Source organism: Bradyrhizobium acaciae, from assembly GCF_020889785.1.
GTDB lineage: Bacteria > Pseudomonadota > Alphaproteobacteria > Rhizobiales > Xanthobacteraceae > Bradyrhizobium > Bradyrhizobium acaciae.
In genome coordinates, this window is the sequence record NZ_JACMYK010000134.1 from 1 (window position 1) to 19,775 (window position 19,775).

The 19,775-nt window shown below is 64.5% G+C and carries 19 protein-coding genes and 2 pseudogenes; 11 read left to right on the forward strand and 10 right to left on the reverse strand.

The window, feature by feature from the left end; genetic code table 11:
• The 8 genes and pseudogenes from H8A92_RS32635 to H8A92_RS32670 all read left to right on the forward strand — a co-directional run.
• A pseudogene (locus tag H8A92_RS32635) lies at window positions 1-537 on the forward strand (helicase-related protein); the annotation flags it as partial.
• Between the two features lie 21 nt (window positions 538-558).
• On the forward strand, window positions 559-843 hold the full coding sequence (locus tag H8A92_RS32640; RefSeq protein WP_163160931.1) for an RNA-binding S4 domain-containing protein: 285 nt from the start codon (window positions 559-561) through the stop codon (window positions 841-843).
• A gap of 218 nt (window positions 844-1,061) precedes the next feature.
• Complete coding sequence (fdxA, locus tag H8A92_RS32645) at window positions 1,062-1,400, forward strand: ferredoxin FdxA (RefSeq protein ID WP_092120017.1); 339 nt, start codon at window positions 1,062-1,064, stop codon at window positions 1,398-1,400.
• Window positions 1,401-1,830: 430 nt separating this feature from the next.
• On the forward strand, window positions 1,831-2,625 hold the full coding sequence (locus tag H8A92_RS32650) for a CarD family transcriptional regulator (RefSeq protein WP_163160932.1): 795 nt from the start codon (window positions 1,831-1,833) through the stop codon (window positions 2,623-2,625).
• Window positions 2,626-3,030: 405 nt separating this feature from the next.
• Complete coding sequence (locus tag H8A92_RS32655) at window positions 3,031-4,281, forward strand: MFS transporter (protein ID WP_229199505.1); 1,251 nt, start codon at window positions 3,031-3,033, stop codon at window positions 4,279-4,281.
• A gap of 136 nt (window positions 4,282-4,417) precedes the next feature.
• A complete protein-coding gene (locus H8A92_RS32660; RefSeq protein WP_229199506.1) occupies window positions 4,418-4,975 on the forward strand; it encodes a hypothetical protein in 558 nt (185 codons plus the stop codon).
• Window positions 4,976-5,105: 130 nt separating this feature from the next.
• Entirely contained in the window at window positions 5,106-5,321 is a 216-nt protein-coding gene (locus H8A92_RS32665; RefSeq protein WP_229199507.1) for a hypothetical protein, read from the forward strand.
• A 326-nt stretch (window positions 5,322-5,647) separates the two neighbouring features.
• Window positions 5,648-6,046, forward strand: a complete 399-nt coding sequence (locus tag H8A92_RS32670) for a nuclear transport factor 2 family protein (RefSeq protein ID WP_229199508.1) — start codon at window positions 5,648-5,650, stop codon at window positions 6,044-6,046.
• A 431-nt stretch (window positions 6,047-6,477) separates the two neighbouring features.
• On the opposite strand, the gene H8A92_RS32675 is transcribed toward H8A92_RS32670, so the two are convergent.
• Genes H8A92_RS32675 through cyoA form a run of 7 tightly spaced genes read right to left on the reverse strand, consistent with a single transcriptional unit; the run spans window position 6,478 to window position 13,407 of the window.
• Window positions 6,478-7,014 carry a response regulator transcription factor gene (locus H8A92_RS32675; RefSeq protein WP_229199509.1) on the reverse strand — a complete coding sequence of 179 codons (537 nt, stop codon included), beginning with the start codon at window positions 7,012-7,014 and terminating at the stop codon, window positions 6,478-6,480.
• Window positions 7,004-8,332, reverse strand: a complete 1,329-nt coding sequence (locus H8A92_RS32680; protein ID WP_420831400.1) for an ATP-binding protein — start codon at window positions 8,330-8,332, stop codon at window positions 7,004-7,006. Before H8A92_RS32680 ends, H8A92_RS32675 begins: the two co-directional genes overlap by 11 nt.
• A 28-nt stretch (window positions 8,333-8,360) precedes the next feature.
• Window positions 8,361-9,149, reverse strand: coding sequence for an SURF1 family protein (locus H8A92_RS32685; protein WP_229199519.1), 789 nt, complete (start codon window positions 9,147-9,149; stop codon window positions 8,361-8,363).
• 44 nt (window positions 9,150-9,193) lie between these two features.
• Window positions 9,194-9,595 (reverse strand): cytochrome o ubiquinol oxidase subunit IV, encoded by a 402-nt coding sequence (gene cyoD, locus H8A92_RS32690; protein ID WP_229199511.1) that lies wholly within the window; start codon window positions 9,593-9,595, stop codon window positions 9,194-9,196.
• Window positions 9,592-10,230 carry a cytochrome o ubiquinol oxidase subunit III gene (cyoC, locus tag H8A92_RS32695; protein ID WP_229199512.1) on the reverse strand — a complete coding sequence of 213 codons (639 nt, stop codon included), beginning with the start codon at window positions 10,228-10,230 and terminating at the stop codon, window positions 9,592-9,594. Before cyoC ends, cyoD begins: the two co-directional genes overlap by 4 nt.
• Window positions 10,227-12,230 (reverse strand): cytochrome o ubiquinol oxidase subunit I, encoded by a 2,004-nt coding sequence (cyoB, locus tag H8A92_RS32700; RefSeq protein WP_229199513.1) that lies wholly within the window; start codon window positions 12,228-12,230, stop codon window positions 10,227-10,229. Before cyoB ends, cyoC begins: the two co-directional genes overlap by 4 nt.
• 10 nt (window positions 12,231-12,240) lie before the next feature.
• Window positions 12,241-13,407, reverse strand: a complete 1,167-nt coding sequence (gene cyoA, locus H8A92_RS32705) for a ubiquinol oxidase subunit II (RefSeq protein ID WP_229199514.1) — start codon at window positions 13,405-13,407, stop codon at window positions 12,241-12,243.
• Window positions 13,408-13,651: 244 nt separating this feature from the next.
• Between cyoA and H8A92_RS32710 the strand changes: the two genes are divergently transcribed.
• The gene (locus tag H8A92_RS32710; RefSeq protein WP_229199515.1) at window positions 13,652-14,941 is read left to right on the forward strand and encodes an MFS transporter; all 1,290 of its coding nucleotides are present in this window, start codon (window positions 13,652-13,654) and stop codon (window positions 14,939-14,941) included.
• Window position 14,942: 1 nt separating this feature from the next.
• Here the strand turns inward: H8A92_RS32710 and H8A92_RS32715 are convergent, their stop codons facing one another.
• Window positions 14,943-15,752 carry a transporter gene (locus tag H8A92_RS32715; protein WP_229199516.1) on the reverse strand — a complete coding sequence of 270 codons (810 nt, stop codon included), beginning with the start codon at window positions 15,750-15,752 and terminating at the stop codon, window positions 14,943-14,945.
• A 227-nt stretch (window positions 15,753-15,979) separates the two neighbouring features.
• Here H8A92_RS32715 and H8A92_RS32720 point away from each other — a divergent pair, with 227 nt between their 5' ends.
• Window positions 15,980-16,381: a c-type cytochrome gene (locus tag H8A92_RS32720; RefSeq protein WP_163160938.1), complete on the forward strand. Its 402-nt coding sequence runs from the start codon at window positions 15,980-15,982 to the stop codon at window positions 16,379-16,381.
• Between the two features lie 162 nt (window positions 16,382-16,543).
• Here H8A92_RS32720 and H8A92_RS32725 read toward each other — a convergent pair whose 3' ends face one another.
• On the reverse strand, window positions 16,544-18,037 hold the full coding sequence (locus H8A92_RS32725) for a M48 family metalloprotease (RefSeq protein ID WP_229199517.1): 1,494 nt from the start codon (window positions 18,035-18,037) through the stop codon (window positions 16,544-16,546).
• 55 nt (window positions 18,038-18,092) lie between these two features.
• A complete protein-coding gene (locus tag H8A92_RS32730; protein WP_229199518.1) occupies window positions 18,093-18,887 on the reverse strand; it encodes a thermonuclease family protein in 795 nt (264 codons plus the stop codon).
• A gap of 422 nt (window positions 18,888-19,309) precedes the next feature.
• Between H8A92_RS32730 and H8A92_RS32735 the strand changes: the two are divergent.
• A pseudogene (locus tag H8A92_RS32735) lies at window positions 19,310-19,775 on the forward strand (hypothetical protein); the annotation flags it as partial.

The following is a 19,775-nucleotide window of genomic DNA, read 5'->3' on the forward strand; positions in this document are numbered from 1 at the left end:
GTCTGGCGGCCCGGTGGCCGCTCCGACGAGCGCCGTCCGCATCACCGCGGCCACGATCGCAACCGCGGCCGCCATCAGAACAAGCCCGCCGAAGGCGCGCAGGCCGCTGAGGGTAGCGGCGAGGGCGAGAAGCGCGAGCAGCATCGCCGTCCGCGCCGTCACCAGGATTTCCGTACGCCGCGTCCAGGGGCGCCTGCCGATCCGTCGGCGGCACCGGCCGACGGCGCGCAGGCCCGCGACAACCGTGAAGACCGCGGCCAGCGCCGCGAGCGCTTCGAAGGCAAGGGTCGCGATCGCGACAATGAGCGTCGCCGCGACAACAAGTTCGGTGGCGGCGATCGCAAGGGCGACCGCGGTGATCGTGACCGCGGCGGCCGCGATTTCGGCAAGGGCGGTCGCGACAAGCGCGAGGGCGGTCCGTCGCATCGGCCTTACGCCTCGAGCGCACCGCGCGAGCGCGACCGGCCGATCGATCCGAACTCACCGTTCGCCAAGCTCGCGGCCCTGAAGGAGCAGCTCGCCGGCCGGAAGGAATAGTTCAAACCGTTGGTCTGAAGCTTGGATCGACAGCGCCTCGACAAATGGCTGTGGCATGCGCGGGTGGTGAAGGCCCGCACCAGCGCGGCTGAACTCGTCGCGTCAGGTCATGTCCGCATCAACGGGACACGCGAGAAATCGCCGGGCCATGCAGTGAAGGCGGGCGATGTCGTCACCATCGCGCTCGACAACAGCGTCCGCGTGCTGAAGGTGACCGGCTTTGCCGAGCGGCGTGGCGATGCCAGTTCGGCGCGCGTGCTGTATGAGGATTTGCAGGCCGGCAATTTGCAAGCCGGTAAGGAGTAGTTATCTAGCGCTTGCTATCTGATTTGAGCATGATCCGGAAAAGTGGGGTCCGGTTTTCCTCCCGACAAACGCGTAGCGTTTGCCCGGGGGTCATGCTCCCAATAAAGCGGGTGGCAGGGGCGTGAGAATACTGGCGTTTTTCGGGTGCCGCTTCCCTTGCGGCTCCGGTATTCCTGCGCTACGCAACCCCAGAAAAATCGATCGTTCCGGAGTTTTGGATGACCTACGTCGTCACTGAAGCCTGCATCAAGTGCAAATATACCGACTGCGTCGAGGTCTGCCCCGTCGATTGCTTCTACGAGGGCGAGAACATGCTGGTCATCCATCCTGACGAATGCATTGATTGCGGCGTGTGCGAGCCGGAATGCCCGGCTGATGCGATCAAGCCGGACACCGAGCCGGGGCTGGAGAAGTGGCTCGAGGTGAACACCGAGTACGCCAAGAGCTGGCCGAACATCACCCAGAAGAAGGACTCGCCCGAGGACGCCAAGGAGTGGGAAGGCAAGGAAGGCAAGTTCGAGAAATATTTTTCTCCGAATCCGGGCAGCGGCGACTGATTCGCTGGCGTCCGCGACTATCGGTGGGACTACCCCGATAAGGGCGGGCCTGGGTCCGCCGTGGCCCTCCGTTCGGCCGCCGATTTAACCCTAATGACGGACATATGACCTGAGGATGCCCCGTTATGCCCGGAATCGGGCGTAAACCATTGATTTTTGCGGAAAATGTGCTATATCTGCACCATTACAGGCCAAGAACCCCCTGCCATGCGTACCTTGTGGCTTCGAGGTTCCCGCAACAATCGAACAGGGGCGTGGCAGTTTCCGCGCGCAGGCTGTGTCACAGAAAACGCGTAAAAAGAGTGCTTCAAAGACGACGAAGAAAGCCGCTGTCGTTGCTCGCAGCGCAACCAAGGGCCGTGCCAAGGCGCCCGTGAAGGGCGCCAAGAAGGCGGCGGCTGCAAAGTCCTCAAAGAACAAAAGAAGCGTGATGCCAGAAAAGACTGCCAAGACTGCCGCGAAAGCGGCAGCTGCGAAGCCCGCTGCTGCGAAGGTCGCCCCGAAAACTGCTGCTGCCGCGCCGAAGCCGGCTGCCCCGAAGGCTGCCGTCCCCGCCGCTGCTCCGAAGGTTGCCGCCAAGCCGGCCGCCGCACCGCGCGTCGAGGAGCCGAAGAAGGTCGTGACCCAGCGTCAGGGCTTCAAGGCCAATGAATTCGTCGTCTATCCCGCTCACGGCGTCGGCCAGATCCTGGCCATCGAGGAGCAGGAGATCGCGGGCGCCAAGCTCGAGCTGTTCGTGATCAATTTCATGAAGGACAAGATGACGCTGCGCGTCCCGACGGCGAAGGTCGCCAATGTCGGCATGCGCAAGCTGTCGGAGCCGGCGCTGGTCAAGAAGGCGCTGGAGACCTTGAAGGGGCGCGCCCGCGTCAAGCGCACCATGTGGTCGCGCCGCGCCCAGGAATACGAAGCGAAGATCAACTCGGGCGACATCGTCGCGATCGCCGAGGTGGTCCGCGATCTCTATCGTTCGGAATCGCAGCCCGAGCAGTCCTACTCTGAACGACAGCTCTATGAAGCCGCGCTCGACCGTCTGTCGCGCGAGATCGCTGTGGTCCAGCACTCGACCGAGACCGAGGCCATCAAGGAGATCGAAGGCCAGCTCGCCAAGAGCCCGCGCCGCGGCGCCAAGGCGGAAGCCGAGGGTGAAGGCGAGGGCGATGCCGACGGCGAGGATGCCGATACCGATGGCGACGATACCGCCGTCGAAGACGAAGCCGCCTGAAAGGGTTCGACGGATTGAAAACAAAAGCCCGGTCGCAAGACCGGGCTTTTTGTTTGGGAGTGAAGTCCCTCGTCTTGCGCTGTTCACCTCTCTCACGAGGGGAGAGGTGGGATTGCATCGCCAGATGCAATCCGGGTGAGGGGTGCGGCCTCTCCGTGAGCTGGAATCCATCGATAGACCGCGACCCCTCACCCGGACCGCATCCCACTCCGCTGCATGCGGTCCGGCCTCTCCCACAAGGGGAGAGGCGGACCGAATGTCCGGAAGCAACCTCGAGAGTCACAATCGTGCAAGCGGCGCTCTTGCATGCCGCCCCGCCGCAATCGCCGCTTGGCTGATCGCCGCGACTCATGACCTTCTGCTGCGCGCCGGCGGCGAGTTCGCGGAACCGGCGAGGGGCGCGGCATGCTTGCAGGACGGTCGCTGGGGCGCGGTTACGACTGGCTGTGGACGGCGTTCGCGGTCTCGACATTCGGCACCTCGATCGCCTTCGACGCCTTGCCGCTGCTTGCGATCCTGGTGCTGCATGCTCCGCCGGAGGCGGTCTCGGCGCTGGCAGCGGTGGGCCTTTTGGCCGGCGCCGCGGTCGCGCTGCCGCTCGGACCCTGGATCGAATTCCGGCGCAAGCGGCCGGTGATGATCGCGATGGATCTCATTCGTTTCGCCGCGACGATCAGCGTTCCCATCGCGTTCGTGCTGGGACGGCTGACGTTCGCTCAGCTCGTCGTCGTGGCCGTCATCATGGCCGCCGCTGATATCGCCTTCCGCGCCGCGAGCGGCGCCTGCCTGAAGGCGCTGGTGAAGCCGGACGATCTGGTGATCGCGAACGGCCGGCTTGAATCCACCACCTGGACCGCGATCGCGATCGGCCCGCCGCTCGGCGGTGCTGCGATCGGATTGCTCGGCCCTGTCGTCACCGTGATCGCCAATGCGCTGAGCTTTCTGCTCTCGGCGCTGGCAATCCGGCGGATCGGCGGGAACGAGCCTGCGCCGGCGCAGCGCCAGGTGCAGGCGTTTCACGCGACTGACTTGATCGAGGGCTGGCGGACCATTCTTGCGCATCCCGTGCTCCGCCTGCTGTTCGTCAACACCGTGGTGGTCAACGGCCTGATCATGGCGACGGCGCCGTTGCTTGCGGTGCTGATGCTGCGCGATCTCGGCTTTGCGCCCTGGCAATACGGGCTCGCCTTCGGCGCGCCCTGTATCGGCGGACTGATCGGTGCGCGGCTGGCGCCTTCTCTCACCGCACGCTTCGGGCAGCACAACGTGTTGCTCGCAGCAGGCACGCTGCGTGCGTGCTGGTCGCTCGGCCTCGCCTTCATCCCGCACGGCGCGGCGGGCATCGCCGTCGTCTTTGCGCTTCAGTTCGGTCTCGTCACCTGCATCGGCATCTTCAACCCGGTGTTCGCGGCCTATCGTCTGGCCCAGATCGAGATGGAGCGGACGGCGCGCGTACTTTCGGCCTGGACCATCACCAGCAGCGCGACCATAGCGCTGCTGACCGCGCTGTGGGGCGTGCTGGCGGGCCTTATGGGCGTCCGTGCGGCGGTCGCGCTCAGCGGACTGTTGCTGCTGACGACGCCGCTGTTGCTGCCGCGCCGCGCGCTCAGAGCGTGGGAGGGGCCAGGTTCTCCGCGAGTTGAAGTCCCTCGATAGGCCGTGACCCCTCAACGGGCACGTCGATGTTCCAAGTTATTTGCACTGCAGACGTGCAGCACTCGTTGCAGAGTTATCCCGAAACGGAACGTCGCTAACCTTCGCGCGTTCGCTCGCCATTGGAGGAGAGCGGACCATGGCATCAAAGACAGCGATCTTTTTCGCGGGCGTTGGAACAACTTTCATCATCCTCGGTGCCGGGTTCGGTGGAGGCCTGCTGCTGGCAAATTCGGCGCTCAAAGATCCCGCCGGTGCCCAGGCGCGGGTCTCGTCGCGAGAGCCCGCGGAACCGGCGCGCGTCGTCCTGCCATCCACGGCGGAAGCTGCGCAGGCACCGCAACTTGCCACCCAACGGGAGCCCGCGACGCCAGAGGCAGCCCCACCTCCGCAGCCGCAGTTACAACCGGAGCCGGTCAAGGACGTGCAAACGCCTGTCGAGAAGCAAGTGGACGTGGTGGACGCGAAAAAATCTGAGGTTGGAGAAAAGGATCGGCGTCAGCGGTATGCTGAACGGAAAGCGAAGCGTAGTGCGACCGAACACGCGAAGCGCCAACAGCGGCGGATCGAGCAGGGCGAGCAACGCCGCGAGGAACCCCTGCTCGTGGAGCAGGCACCGCGCCGCGAAGTGCCGATCATGGCGTCCGAAGACGATGGCCCGCCTCGTCCGTTCGTGAATTTCTTCGGAAATGACTGAGCGGCACGCGCTCGCGTGGCAAAGGCGCCGAGGAACTGTCAGCGATCGCGCGACGTTAGTGTCCGCATAAGAAGATCTATTGGTCAGACGCCGCGGCGTGCGCTCCGAAGGTAATGCCCGAGGGCAATACATGGTTTACGAAAGCGATATTGCTTCCACTGCCACGCCTGAGCAACGCATAGAGCAGGCGTCGGACGCAATCCGTCAGATGGCTGAGCACGGCGTATTCGAACATTTGCCGCAACAGGATCGATGGCTGCACCATTTGAGTGAAGCCACCAAGGCGGCCCCGCTTCAATCACTCGCTGTTGCATTCTTGCTTGGGGTCTTCCTGGCCCGGCGGTAGCCCACGACGACGCCGTCGCTGCCGGGCAGTGCGTTCAGTACGAGCGTTGCTTGATGCCCCAGCGGCCGTTCTCGGACGTCACGATTCACAGATTGCGGTGACGGCCGGCAATTGCCCCGGACGGTCCCAGATCACGAGCTGCTCGCGAACAGGATGACGTGCGGAAAGTGCAGCAGCGCATCCTATGTAAACGATCCTGACCAGTATCGTCCTGTCCTGCTTCATGGATGACGACGGCAATCGCAGCAGGGCGTGCTATGCTGGCCGCCCTGCCGCTATTTGATCGACATTAGTGTGACCCATCAATTTGCAGCGAGGAGAATCCGATGACATCGAATGTTGAGGCAACGAGGAAGGGTTATGAGGCCTTTCAACGTCGTGACATTCCGGCGCTCATGAAGGATCTGATCCATGACGACTGCACGTGGATAACCCCGGGTCCGCAGGACAAATTGCCTTGGGCCGGGACCTTCAAGGGAAAGCAGCAGATTGCAAACTTCTTCGTCCAGGTCGGCGAGAATCTGGAATTCAGCGAGTTCGCACCGCGTGAGATGATTGAGCAGGGCGACACGGTCGTGGTCCTGGGTACGCTCACGGCGCGGGCAAAGAAGACAGGCAAGACCGTGACGAACGAATGGGCCCACGTCTTCAAGTACCGCGACGGAAAGGCGGTCCGTTTTCAGGAATACATTGACACTGCGGCGGATGTCGCCGCGATGACGTGACGGAGCGAGAGGCGGCCGGCTGAATTAGCCGGGCTACGCAGCTGTTCGAGCTTCAGCAGCCCAACCGTCATCCTGGGAGAATGTGAATGTATGGCGGAGGAGCGGCACCAAACATTCAGTGTCGTCCCGGCGAAAGCCGGAACCCATAACCGCCGAAGGCCATTGTTGCGCAAGGCTGGGGCCACAGCGATCCTCAACAATCAAACCCTGCGGTTATGGGTCCCTGCTTTCGCAGGGACGACGTCGGACATGTTGTCCCGCCTTCAGTCCCGTCACCCCCGCGCAAAGGCTTCGCCTTTGTCGCTGGAGGTGCGAGCCTTGAGGCTCAATTGCGCCGCTGGGCGAGCCTCGAAGGAGGCACGGCCCGGATATATCGAGGCTCACCGAAGAGGCGAGCACCTCAGGGTGACGGTGAGAACCTTCCGCCTCTGCTACTTCACCCGCTGCTTCTCGAGCTTCCGCGCCAGGGTGCGGCGGTGCATGCCGAGGCGGCGGGCGGCTTCGGAGATGTTGAAGTCAGTCTCGATCAGGGTCTGGTGGATGCGCTCCCATTCCAGCGTCTTGATCGAGGTCGGCCGCGCGCCGACCTCGATGGCGGCGTTGCCGGCGGCTTTCTGGAATGCCGCCTCGATGTCGTCGGTGTTCGACGGCTTGGCCAGATAGTGGCAGGCGCCGAGCTTGATCGCCTCCACCGCGGTCGCGATGCTGGCAAAGCCGGTCAGCACCACGATCAGCATATCCGGATCATGTGCGTGCAGCGCTTCGACGCAGGCAAGGCCCGAGGCGCCGCCGGCGAGCTTGAGGTCGACGACGGCATAGCCGGGCGATTGCTGCTCGAGCAGTTCGCGGACTTCGTCGAGCGAGGTGGATACAGCGACGCCGTAGCCGCGGCGCTCGAACGAGCGCTTCAACGTGCGGGCAAAGCCTGAATCGTCCTCGACGATCAGGAGCTGGCGTTCATCCGTCAAGAGGATCTCCGATCGCGAGCGTCGAGAGCGGCAGCTCGAGCTTGACCGCTGCCCCGATGTCCGGCCGGTTGCGCGCAGTCACCACGCCGCCCAGCTTGCGGACCACGTTGACGACCAGGAACAGGCCGAGGCCGCTGCCGGGACTGCCCTTGGTCGATTGATACGGCTTGCCGATATGCGCCAGCATCTCGCGCGAGAAGCCCGGACCGCGATCGATCACCGAGAGCACCAGCCTGTCGGCATTGCGCTCGGCCATCAGCTCGATCCAGTCGCGGGAGACCTCGGCGGCATTGTCGAGCACGTTGAAGATCGCCTGCTTGAGCGCGACGTCGGAGACGATCGCCAGATCTGTGCCGAAGGCGTTGCGGAAATACAGCGTGGCCGATGGCCGCGTGGTCCGCCATTCCTCCACCAGCGCGGTCAGGAACGCCGCGACCGTGGTCGGCGAGGAGCCTTCGCCGCGGGCTTCGCCGGCCGACAGCAGGATGCCGGTCACGATCGACTTGCAGCGCTGCACCGAGATCTCCATCTCGCCGAGGTCCTGCGACAGTTCGGGGTCGGAGGCGAGCACGGGCATCCGGCGCCAGTCACCCAGGATGACCGAGAGCGAAGCCAACGGCGTGCCGAGCTCGTGCGCGGCGCCGGACGCCAAGAGGCCGATCCGGACGATATGGTCCTGCTCGGTGGCGTGCTGGCGCAGCGCCGCGAGGCGCAGGTCGCGGTCGCGGAGATTGCGGTTGATCCGGGTCATGAACACCACGAGCAGCACCGCGTCGAGCACGAGGCCGATGAAGGTGCCGGCGATATGCAGGTTGAACGCGTCGGCGAAGCCCTGCTGCGGCAGCTCCAGCGGCCGGTAGTAGCTGGTCAGCCAGGCGAAGTTCATGCACACAAGCGCCACCAGCGACCAGGTCGACGGCGCATCGAGCAGCACCGCGCCGAGCGTCACCTGCAGCAGGTAGAGCGACGTGAAGGGATTGGTGGCGCCGCCGCTGAGATAGAGCAGGGCGGTCAGCGCCGCGACGTCGAGCGCCAGCGCGACCAGCAGCTCGCGGTTGTTGATGTCGGCGCGGTAGCGCAGCCACAGCAGGCTGACGACATTGAGCGCCACCAGCCCGGAGATCACCGCTCCCAGCGGCAACAGCGGCAGCGCGACGCCCATCCAGAACTGCACGAAGCCGATGGTGGCGATCTGGCCGATCACGGCGATCCAGCGCAGCTGGACCAAGAGGGCCATGTTCTTGCGGTTGGTCGCGATGTCGGCGGGGGCTGCGAGATCGAACGGCATGCCGCCAGCCGCGCTCACGGCGGACGGCATCACGGCCGTGCCGGTCGCGGCGTTCTCCTCATGCGGATCCGATGTGCGCTCGAGCATCTGGGCCTGGGTCGCGTGACAGATTGCGGGCTGCGCCGATCAGGCGGCGCACGGCGGCGCGTCGTGAGTCCCATCCTGGATCGGAGGCGCCGGCGCGGCTCCTGCCGCTGACGATGCGCAGGAGCGCGCCGGCCAGCATAAAGGCCAGCGCGAACCATGTCAGCGCGTAAATCAGGTGGTTGTTCGGAAACCGCACGATCGTGAGCCCCCCAACCGGGGTGCCGCCTGGATTTGCCGTCGCATCGGCGTCGATGAAGAAGGGGGCTACCTGCGACAACCCATGCGTGGCGGCGATCGCGGCGACGTCGCGCGAATACCAGCGGCCCGCCGCGGGATCGTTGCTGCGCAGGAAGCCGCCCTTCGGTTCCGATATCCGCAGCAGCCCGGTGACGCTGACAGAGCCTTGCGGCTCACCGTCGCGCCGCGTTGCGGGATCGCGCTTGTCGGGCGGAACAAAGCCGCGATTGACCAGGACCGTGGTTCCGTCGGCCAATTGCAGCGGCGTCAGCACCCAGAAGCCGGGGCCCTCGGCCGTCACGGCCTGCACCAGCGTCTCGTCGGCATTGAGGAACGTGCCGCGCACGGTGACGCGGCGGTATTCGTCGTTCGCGGCCGTGACCGCCGGCCATGACGATTGGGGCGGCGGCGCGACGGGCGCCGCATGCATGCGCTGCTCGACGCGTTCGATCAGCGCCAGCTTCCAGGTCCGGCGTTCGACCTGCCAGACCCCGAGCGCGCCCAGCAGCACCACGCCCAGCATGCCGAGCGTGAGCAGTACAAGCGGTGGTCTGGCAGACCGCGCGGTCACGGCATCTGGCTCATGTCGTGCATCGGCATCATGTTGACGTTGAGATGATGCATGACCCACAGCGAGCCGGTCAGCGCGATCACCACCATGATCACGGTGAAGATCATCGCCATCATGGTCCAGCCGTTCTCGGACCGCGTGTTCATGTGCAGGAAGTAGATCATGTGGACGACGATCTGCACCGCCGCCAGCACCAGCACGATCAGCGCGGTGACTGCCTTGTCGGCGATGGTGCCGGTCATCACCAGCCAGAACGGAATTGCCGTAAGGATCACCGAGAGGCCGAAGCCGATCAGATAGCTCTTCAGCGAGCCGTGGGACGCGCCGCCGTGATCGTCATGGCCGTGGCCGGCATTGGCTTCGAGAGTATGCGCTTCGGCGTGAGCTTTTGTTGTCATCGCAGCATTCCCAGGAGATAGACGAAGGTGAAGACGCCGATCCAGACCACGTCGAGGAAATGCCAGAACATCGAGAGGCACATCAGACGGCGCCGGTTGGCTTCGGTGAGGCCGAAGCGCGCGGTCTGCACCATCAGCGTCACCAGCCAGACCAGGCCGAAGGTGACGTGCAGGCCGTGGGTGCCGACCAGCGTGAAGAACGACGACAGGAAGGCACTGCGCTGCGGCGTCGCGCCTTCATGGATCATGTGGGCGAATTCGGTGAGCTCGATGCCGAGGAAGGCGAGGCCGAACAGCCCGGTGATGGCGAGCCAGAGCTGGGTCTGGCCGATCTTCGATTTCTCCATCGTCAGCATGGCGAAGCCGTAGGTGATCGAGGAGAGCAGCAGCATCGTGGTGTTGAGCGCGACCAGCTTGAGGTCGAACAGGTCCTTCGGCGACGGCCCGGCGGCGTAGTTGCCGCCGAGCACGCCGTAGGTCGCAAACAGCATCGCGAAGATGAGGCAGTCGCTCATCAGATAGATCCAGAAGCCCAGCATGGTGCTGGCGCCTTCCGGATGATCGTGCTCGTCGATGACGTGGAAGACCGGCTCGGAGTCCTGGATGGAGCTCTGGGTGGTTATGGCAACGCTCATGTCTGGGCTCCCGCGGCAAGAACGCGTGTCCGCGCGTCTTCAGTCCGCACCACCGCATCCGCCGGGATGTGGAAGTCGCGGTGATAGTTGAAGGTGTGGCCGATCGCGACCGCGAGCAGCGCAACGAAGCTGACGGCGGCGAGCCACCAGATGTACCAGATCAGGGCGAATCCCATCACCGTCGCGAAGCCGGCGAGGATGATGCCGGTGCCGGTGTTGGACGGCATGTGGATCGGCTTGAAGCCGGTCAGCGGACGCTTGTAGCCGCGGCGCTTCATGTCCCACCAGGCGTCGTTGTCGTAGACCACGGGCGTGAACGCGAAGTTGTAGTCGGGCGGCGGCGAGGAGGTCGCCCATTCCAGGGTGCGCGCGTTCCAGGGATCGCCGGTGGTGTCCTTGAGCTGCTCACGCCTGAGGATGCTGACCGCGAACTGCACCAGCATCGCGCCGATGCCGAGCAGGATCAGGAAGGCGCCGAAGGCTGCGATGACGAACCAGATCTGCAGGCTGGGATCGTCGAACACGCGGAGCCTGCGGGTCACGCCCATCAGCCCGAGCACGTAAAGCGGCATGAAGGCGAAGTAGAAGCCCGACACCCAGAACCAGAACGACAGCTTGCCCCAGAACGGATCGAGCCTGAAGCCGAACGCCTTCGGGAACCAGTAGTTGATGCCGGCGAACAGGCCGAACAGCACGCCGCCGATGATCACGTTGTGGAAATGCGCGATCAGGAACAGGCTGTTATGCAGCACGAAATCGGCCGGCGGCACCGCGAGCAGCACGCCGGTCATGCCGCCGATCACGAAGGTCAGCATGAATGCCACCGTCCACATCATCGGCAGCTCGAAGCGGATGCGGCCGCGATACATCGTGAACAGCCAGTTGAACATCTTCGCGCCCGTCGGGATCGAGATGATCATCGTGGTGATGCCGAAGAATGAGTTCACGCTGGCGCCGGAGCCCATCGTGAAGAAGTGGTGCAGCCAGACCAGGTAGGACAGGATGGTGATGACGACGGTGGCGTAGACCATCGAGGTATAGCCGAACAGCCGCTTGCCGGAGAACGTCGCGGTCACCTCGGAGAAGATGCCGAAGGCCGGCAGCACCAGGATGTAGACCTCGGGGTGGCCCCAGATCCAGATCAGGTTCACGTACATCATCGGGTTGCCGCCGAAGTCGTTCGTGAAGAAGTTGGTGCCGACGTAACGATCGAGCGACAGCAGCGCCAGCACCGCGGTCAGCACCGGGAAGGAGGCGACGATCAGGACGTTGGTGCAGAGCGAGGTCCAGGTGAACACCGGCATCTTCATCATCGTCATGCCCGGCGCACGCAGTTTGACGATGGTGCAGACCAGGTTGATGCCCGATAGCGTCGTGCCGACGCCGGCGACCTGCAGTCCCCATATGTAATAGTCGACGCCGACGTCAGGACTGTAGCCGATGTTCGACAGCGGCGGATAGGCGAGCCAGCCGGTGCGGGCGAATTCGCCGACGAACAGCGACATCATCACCAGCACGGCGCCGCCGACCGTCATCCAGAAGCTGAAATTGTTGAGGAAGGGGAAGGAGACGTCGCGGGCACCGATCTGCAGCGGCACCACGTAGTTCATCAAGCCGGTGACCAGCGGCATCGCCACGAAGAAGATCATGATCACGCCGTGGGCGGTGAAGATCTGGTCGTAGTGATGGGCCGGGAGGTAGCCGTCGGCGCCGTTGAAGGCGATCGCCTGCTGCAGGCGCATCATCAGCGCGTCCGCGAAGCCGCGCAGCAGCATCACGATGCCGAGGATCATGTACATGATGCCGATGCGCTTGTGGTCCACGGTGGTGAACCACTCGCGCCACAGATAGCTCCAGAGCCGGAAGTAGGTGACGATGGCAAACAGCGCGAGGCCGCCGGTCGCGACCACCGCGAAGGTGCCGACCAGGATCGGCTCGTGGATCGGCAGCGCTTCCAGGTTGAGGCGGCCGAAGATCATCTTGATGAGATCGGGATTCATGCGGCGCTCCTCAGGAGTCTGATTTCGGGCGCTGGCCGAGCAGCAAAGACGTGGATGACGGATGGGCGGGAGAGAACGGCGGGCGCTTCAGCCCGACGCCGCGCAGCGGCGTCAGGTCGAGCGGCGCCAGAACGTCGTGCGACGGTGCGTCCTTGATCTCGTCCATCGAGCAGATGCCGGCGACGAAGGTCGGTGAGGCGCCGAGCGGCGCGCCGCGGCGGGCGTATTTGTCGTAGGTCAGCGGCAGCGTGTTGTTGAGGCCTTCGCGGCCGAGGCCGCCCTTGGCGTCGATCGCCATCATTTCGCTCATGCACATCTTGCCGGGCTCGACGCACATGTTGAGGATCGCCTTGTAGAGATCACGATCGACCGAGCGATAGAGCCGGACCGGATCGTTCTGGCTCGGACGCTCGAGCTGGAGATAGTCGGTGCGGCCGAGCATGTTGGCGCTGGCCTTGGCGGTCGCGACCCACTTGTCGAAATCGGCGTTCGACAGGCTCTTGAAATCGAAATGCATGCCGGAGAAGCCGGCGCCGCTGTAATTGGCGGAGAAACCGCGGAAGGTGCCCGGCTTGTTGGCGACGGCGTGCAGCTTGGTCTCCATCCCGGGCATGGCGTAGATCTGGCCGGCAAGCGCGGGGATGTAGAACGAGTTCATCACGGAAGACGCCGTGATGCGGAAGCGGATCGGGCGGTCGACGGGAGCCGCGAGCTCGTTGACGGCGGCGACGCCATAATCCGGGTAGATGAACAGCCACTTCCAGTCGAGCGCGACCACCTCGACATTGAGCGGGGCGTCCTTGCTCTCGATCGGCTTGTCGGCGGCGATGCGGCCGAGCGAGCGATAGGGGTCGAGCAGATGGGTGCCCATCCAGGTCAGCGCACCGAGGCAGATGATGATCAGAAGCGGTGCCGACCAGATCACGAGCTCCAGCTGGGTGGAGTGATCCCAGTCCGGCTCGTAGGGGGCCTGGGTGTTGGACTGGCGGTAGCGCCAGGCGAAGAAGATGGTCAGCGCCATCACCGGAAGCACGATGATCAGCATCAGCACGGTGGAGATCACGACGAGGTCGCGCTGCTGGGCGGCGATGTCGCCGGCAGGCGCCAGGACGACGAAATCGCACCCGCCGAGAAGCGCCGCGAACGGCAATAAGGCCAATAATTTCAAGGCGCGCACGGCTCACCCCACTTGAATTTTATGAGTTCCGCCAAGGGGTAGCTGCGATGCAGCAAAGTTGACATTGGACAATTTGTCCAATGTTGCAGTGCGGGATAGGAGGTCAGAAGGTGAGGTGGACCGCGTGGCAAAGTCTGCCCGTGGCCTCATCTAGTTCGAGCATGATTGGTTCGGAAAACCGGTTTCCAGTTTCCCGGATCAGGCTCCAAAGGACGGTTCTCCGGCGATGGCACAGGCCCCAGCAATGGCTCACGGCACCCCGACCGCATCAGGTCACGGGCAGGCGAAACCCGGCGAAATCGCCATCGGCGTCATCATCGGCCGCACCTCGGAGTTCTTCGACTTCTTCGTCTACGCGATCGCCTCGGTGATCGTGTTCCCGAAGCTGGTGTTTCCGTTCGTCAACGAACTGACCGGCACGCTCTATTCATTCGGCATCTTCGCGCTGGCTTTCGCTGCGCGGCCACTCGGCACCGTCATCTTCATGGCGGTCGACCGCCGCCACGGCAAGGGCGCCAAGCTCGTCATCGCGCTGTTCCTGCTCGGCACCGCCACGGTCGCGCTCGCCTTCCTGCCCGGCTACGACACGATCGGCGTCGCGGCGATCTGGCTCTTGGCTGCCGCGCGCGTCGTGCAAGGTCTCGCCTGGGGCGGCGCCTGGGACGGCCTCGCCTCGCTACTGGCGATGAATTCGCCGGCGAACAAGCGCGGCTGGTACGCAATGGTGCCGCAGCTCGGCGCGCCGCTCGGGCTGATCGTGGCGAGCGCGCTGTTCGCGTTCTTCGCCGGCAACCTTTCGGCGGATGATTTCTTCGATTGGGGCTGGCGCTATCCGTTCTTCGTCGCCTTCGCCATCAACGTGGTGGCGCTGTTCGCGCGGCTCCGCATGGTGGCAACCGACGAGTATTCCGAGCTGTTCGAAAGCCGCGACCTCGAGCCGGCGCGGGTCGGCGAGACCATCGCGCAGGAAGGACGCAACATCCTGCTCGGCGCCTTTGCGCCGCTGGCGAGCTTTGCCCTGTTCCACATGGTCACGGTGTTTCCGCTGTCCTGGGTGTTCCTGTTCACCAAGGAAAGCCCGGTGCGCTTCCTCATCATCGAGATGATCGGCGCCATGGTCGGTGTCTTCGCGATCATCGCCTCCGGCATGATCGCCGACCGCGTCGGCCGCAAGCCGCTGCTGCTGGGTTCGGCGGTCGCGATCGCGGTGTATAGCGGCTTTGCCCCGCAGTTGCTCGACGCCGGCGCGTTCGGTGAAACCGTCTACATGGTGCTCGGCTTCGTGCTGCTCGGCCTGTCGTTCGGCCAGTCGTCGGGCGCGATCGCTTCGAACTTCGCGCGCAACTATCGCTACACGGCCTCGGCGCTGACCTCGGATTTCGCCTGGCTGTTCGGCGCCGGCTTCGCGCCGCTCGCCGCGCTGCTGCTGGCGACGCATTTCGGCCTGATCTCGGCCGGTGCGTATCTCTTGTCCGGCGCGGTGTGGACGCTGCTGGCGCTGTGGCTGAGCGGACTGCGCGAAGTCGAAAGCTGATTTAGCGGAACAATCCGTCGACGCGGAAGGAATAGCCGAGGCCGACGATGTAGTTCGGCGAGTTGCGGTTGAGCCCGAACGCGACGTGGAGGTCGATCTGCTGGGTCGGCGTGATCCGGTACATGCCGCCGGAATTGATCAGCTGGATCGGCCGTGCGCCGTCGGGATAGTCGCCGACATATTCGGTGAACACGCTCATCCGCTCGGTCAGCTTCCGCTCGATCACGAAGGTGGCTTCCGACATGTGCCGGCCGGTCAGCTCGGCGGGCCGGAAGAATTCCGTGAACATGCCGCTGACGCCCCAGCCGTCATGCAGCTCCCATGACCATGGCAACTGGATGTAGGGCTGCGCGCCGCGCCCGGCGATGGCAGCCGTGCCGGTCGGCAGTGCGACGCCGGCGGTGATCGAGAGGTCGATCTTCCCGGGCACCGGGCTGATCTGCCATTTGATCCCGGGAGCGACGTCGGAAAAGCCGGAGGCGCCCGGCGACCTCACGGTGCCGACATAGCTCGGCAGGTCGACCAGCACCTCCAGGCAGGGCGCGATGCCGAGCCGCCAACGACTGTTAGTGCCGTCGACGGTCCGGCTGCCGTCGCGTCCGGACAGGTTGACGCCGTTCTCGTTCTGCAGGCTCCCGACCGGCACGACGATACTCGAATTGGTGACGTCGGGCCGGTCGGTCGCGATTTCGTCGCTCGGCTTGGGACAGCCGTCCGCGCGCGCGGCGGTGGCAGCTGCGAGTGTGAGCGCAGCAAGCACGCACCCGAGTTCGGCAAGTCGAGCGACGGCGCCGAACCGATTGTGAAACACTGGGGATGCTCCAATAGCGCGGCGCGGCTGCGGAGGTGGCAGCTGCGATCAAGATCGACGGGGCCGCGCGGATATTCCGCGCGGGCGGGAAAAAACTTCGACAAGAGGTACCGATATCGGCGATCAATGCCGCCGGTGTCCAGCGCATTCACGGGCCGGCGGCAAGCCGGGGAATAGAATGGCAGCATGGCTGCTCCTGTTCTGGTGGCAAACAGGAGACCCCGGGAATGACCATTCGTTCGATCGCAGGCGTGCTGGCGCCGCGGCACGCCAAAATCGCCGCGATGGCGGCCATCGCGATCCTGCTCGCGCTGAACAGCGCCCGTGCGGCGGGCGATCCGGCACGCGGCGCCACGCTGTACCAGGGCTGCGGCGACTGCCATTCGATCGAGAAGAACGACGTCGGCCCAATGCACAAGGGTGTCGTGGGCCGTCTTGCCGGGACAGTCGCGGGCTACAATTACTCCCCGGCGCTGAAGGACTCGAAGATCGTGTGGACCGAGGCGAACCTCGACAAATGGCTCACCGGTCCGGACGCGATGGTTCCGGGTACCAAGATGTTCTACGAGGTCCAGGATCCGAAGGATCGAGCCGACATCATCGCCTTCCTCAAGGAGAAGGCGAAGTAGCGCGTTCCTTCTCTATGTCGTCCCTGCGGAAGCAGGGACCCATAACCACAGGAATATGTCGTTGGGGCTCGCTGTGGTCCCAGCTTTTTCCGTCAATCGATAATTGTGGTTATGGGGCCGGCTTTCGCCGGGACGACGGTGGTGAGGGGCGTGTGCCCGGCCTCAATCCACCACGATCTTGACGCGGTCGCGCGGCTTCACTTGGGCGTGGGCGTCGAGGCCGTTGAGCACGCGGAAGCGCTCGGCCGGATGATCGATCCCGGCCATGCGATGCGACAGCGATTCCACGGTATCGCCCGGCTGTACGTTGATGACCTTGATGCGCAGCGGCCGCGCGGCCTGGATCTCGTCGAGCGTCAGGCGACGGAATGAATTGACGGTCTCGCGCGCATTGCGCTCGCTCTCGGTCGACTTCTGCTTGGCGGCGAAGATGAAGCGGTAGACGTCGCTGCCGAAGCGCAGCGCGTAGACCTTGAACTGCCACTGGTCGCCATGCGCGGTGGCGGAGGCGGCCGGAAAGCCGTTGATGTTGAGGTCCTCGGTCGAGGACTTCTCGACGCCTTCCATCCAGCCGGAATTCAGGTAGTCGCCGAGCGACTGCTCGGCCGGTACCCGCACCACATCGAAGCGCATCGCCTGGCTGCCGCCCTCGCGGACGCCGATCACCGCCTGCGCCGTGTTGTCGAGCGTGAAATTGTCGGGCGCGGTGAAGGTGAAGCCGAGCTTCGGATGCAGGAAGCGGCGGCCGCGGACGAAGCCTTCGCTGGGATCCTCGCCATAGACGATGTTGTCGATCGCGGCGAGATAGGTCTCGCGGTCGCGCTCGTTGCTCTCGGGCGACGAGTATTGCCGTGCGGTGGTCTGCGCGTTGTTGATGCGCTCCGGCGTTGCCGGATGCGACGAGGTGAAATCCTGCGCGCGGGGATCGAGCGCGGTCTTGCCGATCTTCAACGCGGCATTGCGCTCCATCGCGGTCAGGAAGCGCGCCGCGCCGTAGGGGTCGAAATGCGCACGCGCTGCGATCCCGACGCCGATGCCATCCGCTTCGAACTCCTGCTGCCGCGAGAAGCTCGCCAGCGTCAGCTTGGTCTTGGCGAGCGCCAGCGCCGTGAGATCGGGATCGGTGCTCATGTCGGTGACGACCCGCGTCACCACCGCCGCCTGGCGCGCCTGGTCTTCGCGCATCGCTGCGTGCTTGGCCAGCACATGCGCCATCTCGTGGCTCAGCACCGAGGAGAGCTCGGACGTGTCGCTGGCGAGCGCGATCAGGCCGCGGGTGACGTAGAGCTGGCCGGTCGGCAGCGCGAAGGCGTTCACCGCGCCGGAATTGAGGATCGTGACCTTGTAGGCCTGGTCGGGCCGTTCGGAGGCGGCGACCAGCCGCTCGACGGTCTTGCTGATCAGAGCCTCGAGCTTCGGATCGTCATAGGCCCCGCCATACGACGACAGGATGCGCTCATGCTCGCGCTCGCTCGAGGGCGTCTGCTGCACCACGCGGTTCGGCTTCACCGGCGCCGCGGCGGCGGTCGGCGTGACCTGTTCGAACCGTCCGACATTGCCGCAGGCCGACAGCGTCAGGGCGGCGCAGACGAGCACCGGCGCAGCCGAAAGCCGGCGGCCAGTCCCAGTTTCACGCCGTCCTGCGCGCTCAATCACGTCTAAAACTCACAAATTTGTCCCGCGAACTGACCGGGGCATGGCCCTTGGGCCCCTAGTTCCCGTCGAGCAGTTCAATCTGCCCCACCCGGAGCAACTCGATTCGCGGCCCACGTCGTGCTTCCACCCAGCCTCGCACACGAATCCTGCGATTTTCCAGAGACTTGGGCGTAAGCCCGGCCGCCTCGAACGCAGGGACTATGCGCCTTGAAATAGTCAGAGCAAAGTCCCGTGTCCAGTTTCGGCCGAAATTCAGGTAGGTCGTCGCGCCCGCCTGACGCACGGACAAAACCCTGCCCTCGACCACCATAAAGCGCCCGATCCCGGCCAAAATATCGTCCGGACTTTCGGCGTTTTTTATGACCGCGGACCCGGCCCAGGTTCCCGATCGGGCCGCCCGCGCCTCGGCCTCCGCGGCCATCAGCGCCGCGGCGCAGTCCTTGTCGGCGATCTCGGACGACGCCAGCGCGAGGCCCTGGCGTAGCAACTCACCCTGCACCGGCAGCTCTTGGCCTTCGAGGAATGCGTAAGCCGGCTGCCGGCCATAGCGGTCCGGCGTGTCGTCCGGTCCGCGCAGCGTCACCTCACGGCCGACCAGCAGTGCTGTCAGGGCCGTCGTGGCTTTCGTCGCGTCCGCGACCTCGATGCCCGCAAGCTTGATCTCGCGGCCATCGTCGAGCCGAAAGCTGCGCGCATCGACGACAGCAGCGACGCGACCCTCGCCCTGAACCTCGAAATTGCATTCGGCCGCTTCGGCGCGTCCGATGCATGCGCCGATCGCGAGCGCGCAGGCTGCCAACGTCACCGTTCGCGAACGGCGTTGCCATGCTCGATCGTGTGGAGGCGTCATGCTGCACTCTTCACTCGGCGACGCTCTGTTTCAAGCGTAGGCCGCCAAACGACAGTCTGACGGAAAGATCGTTGCGGAGCTACAAGCGAAACGACACCGCCTCGGCGGAGGCGCCTTGATTCGGCGAACAATTTTTCCGTCGCGCTTCTCATCGCGCGCAAACGTACCGCCGGTTTCACATCAATGCGTGCGCGCTATGGGACAAACGCGCCTCGCATGTCCCTTGCGCGAAGAAGATCGCCGTCCAATCGCGCACAACGCAGTCCGCGTGCCCGTCAACCTTACCCTTTGACCATCTCAACTCCATGCGCGGAATGAGAATTCGTTATTATTGCCAATAGCTTGCGGCGCACGATAACTATTCGGCAATTTTTGGAAACAGCGATCGATCGCGATCGCTCACGCATATTGCCGAGGTCCCTGTGTCGAACCCCGTTGTTCTCACGCTGACGACCAGCGATCCCGTCCACGATTACACCCAGCTCTACAACGCGATCTCGGCGATCAGCGTCGGCGGCGGCCTCGCTGCGGCGAACACCGGTTACGTCATCAACTTCTCGCTCTCGTCCAGCGCGCGCACGCTGCAATTGCTCGACGATCTGCCGGCCATCAATCTGATGAACGGCTCGACGCTCACTTTCGACGGCAACACCGATTACAACAATCAGCTCGGCGGCCAGGACTTCAGCGACGTCATCGACGCGCGTGGCTATCAAGGCTTCGTCGTCGTCGCCGGCAAAGTGACGTTCAAGAACCTCACCATCATCAATGCGGTGGCAAGCGGCGGCAATGGCGGGGTTGGCGGCGGTGGCGGCGGCGCAGGCCTCGGCGGCGGCCTGTTCGTCGGACAGAACGCCGACGTCACGCTCAACAACGTCAATTTCGGCA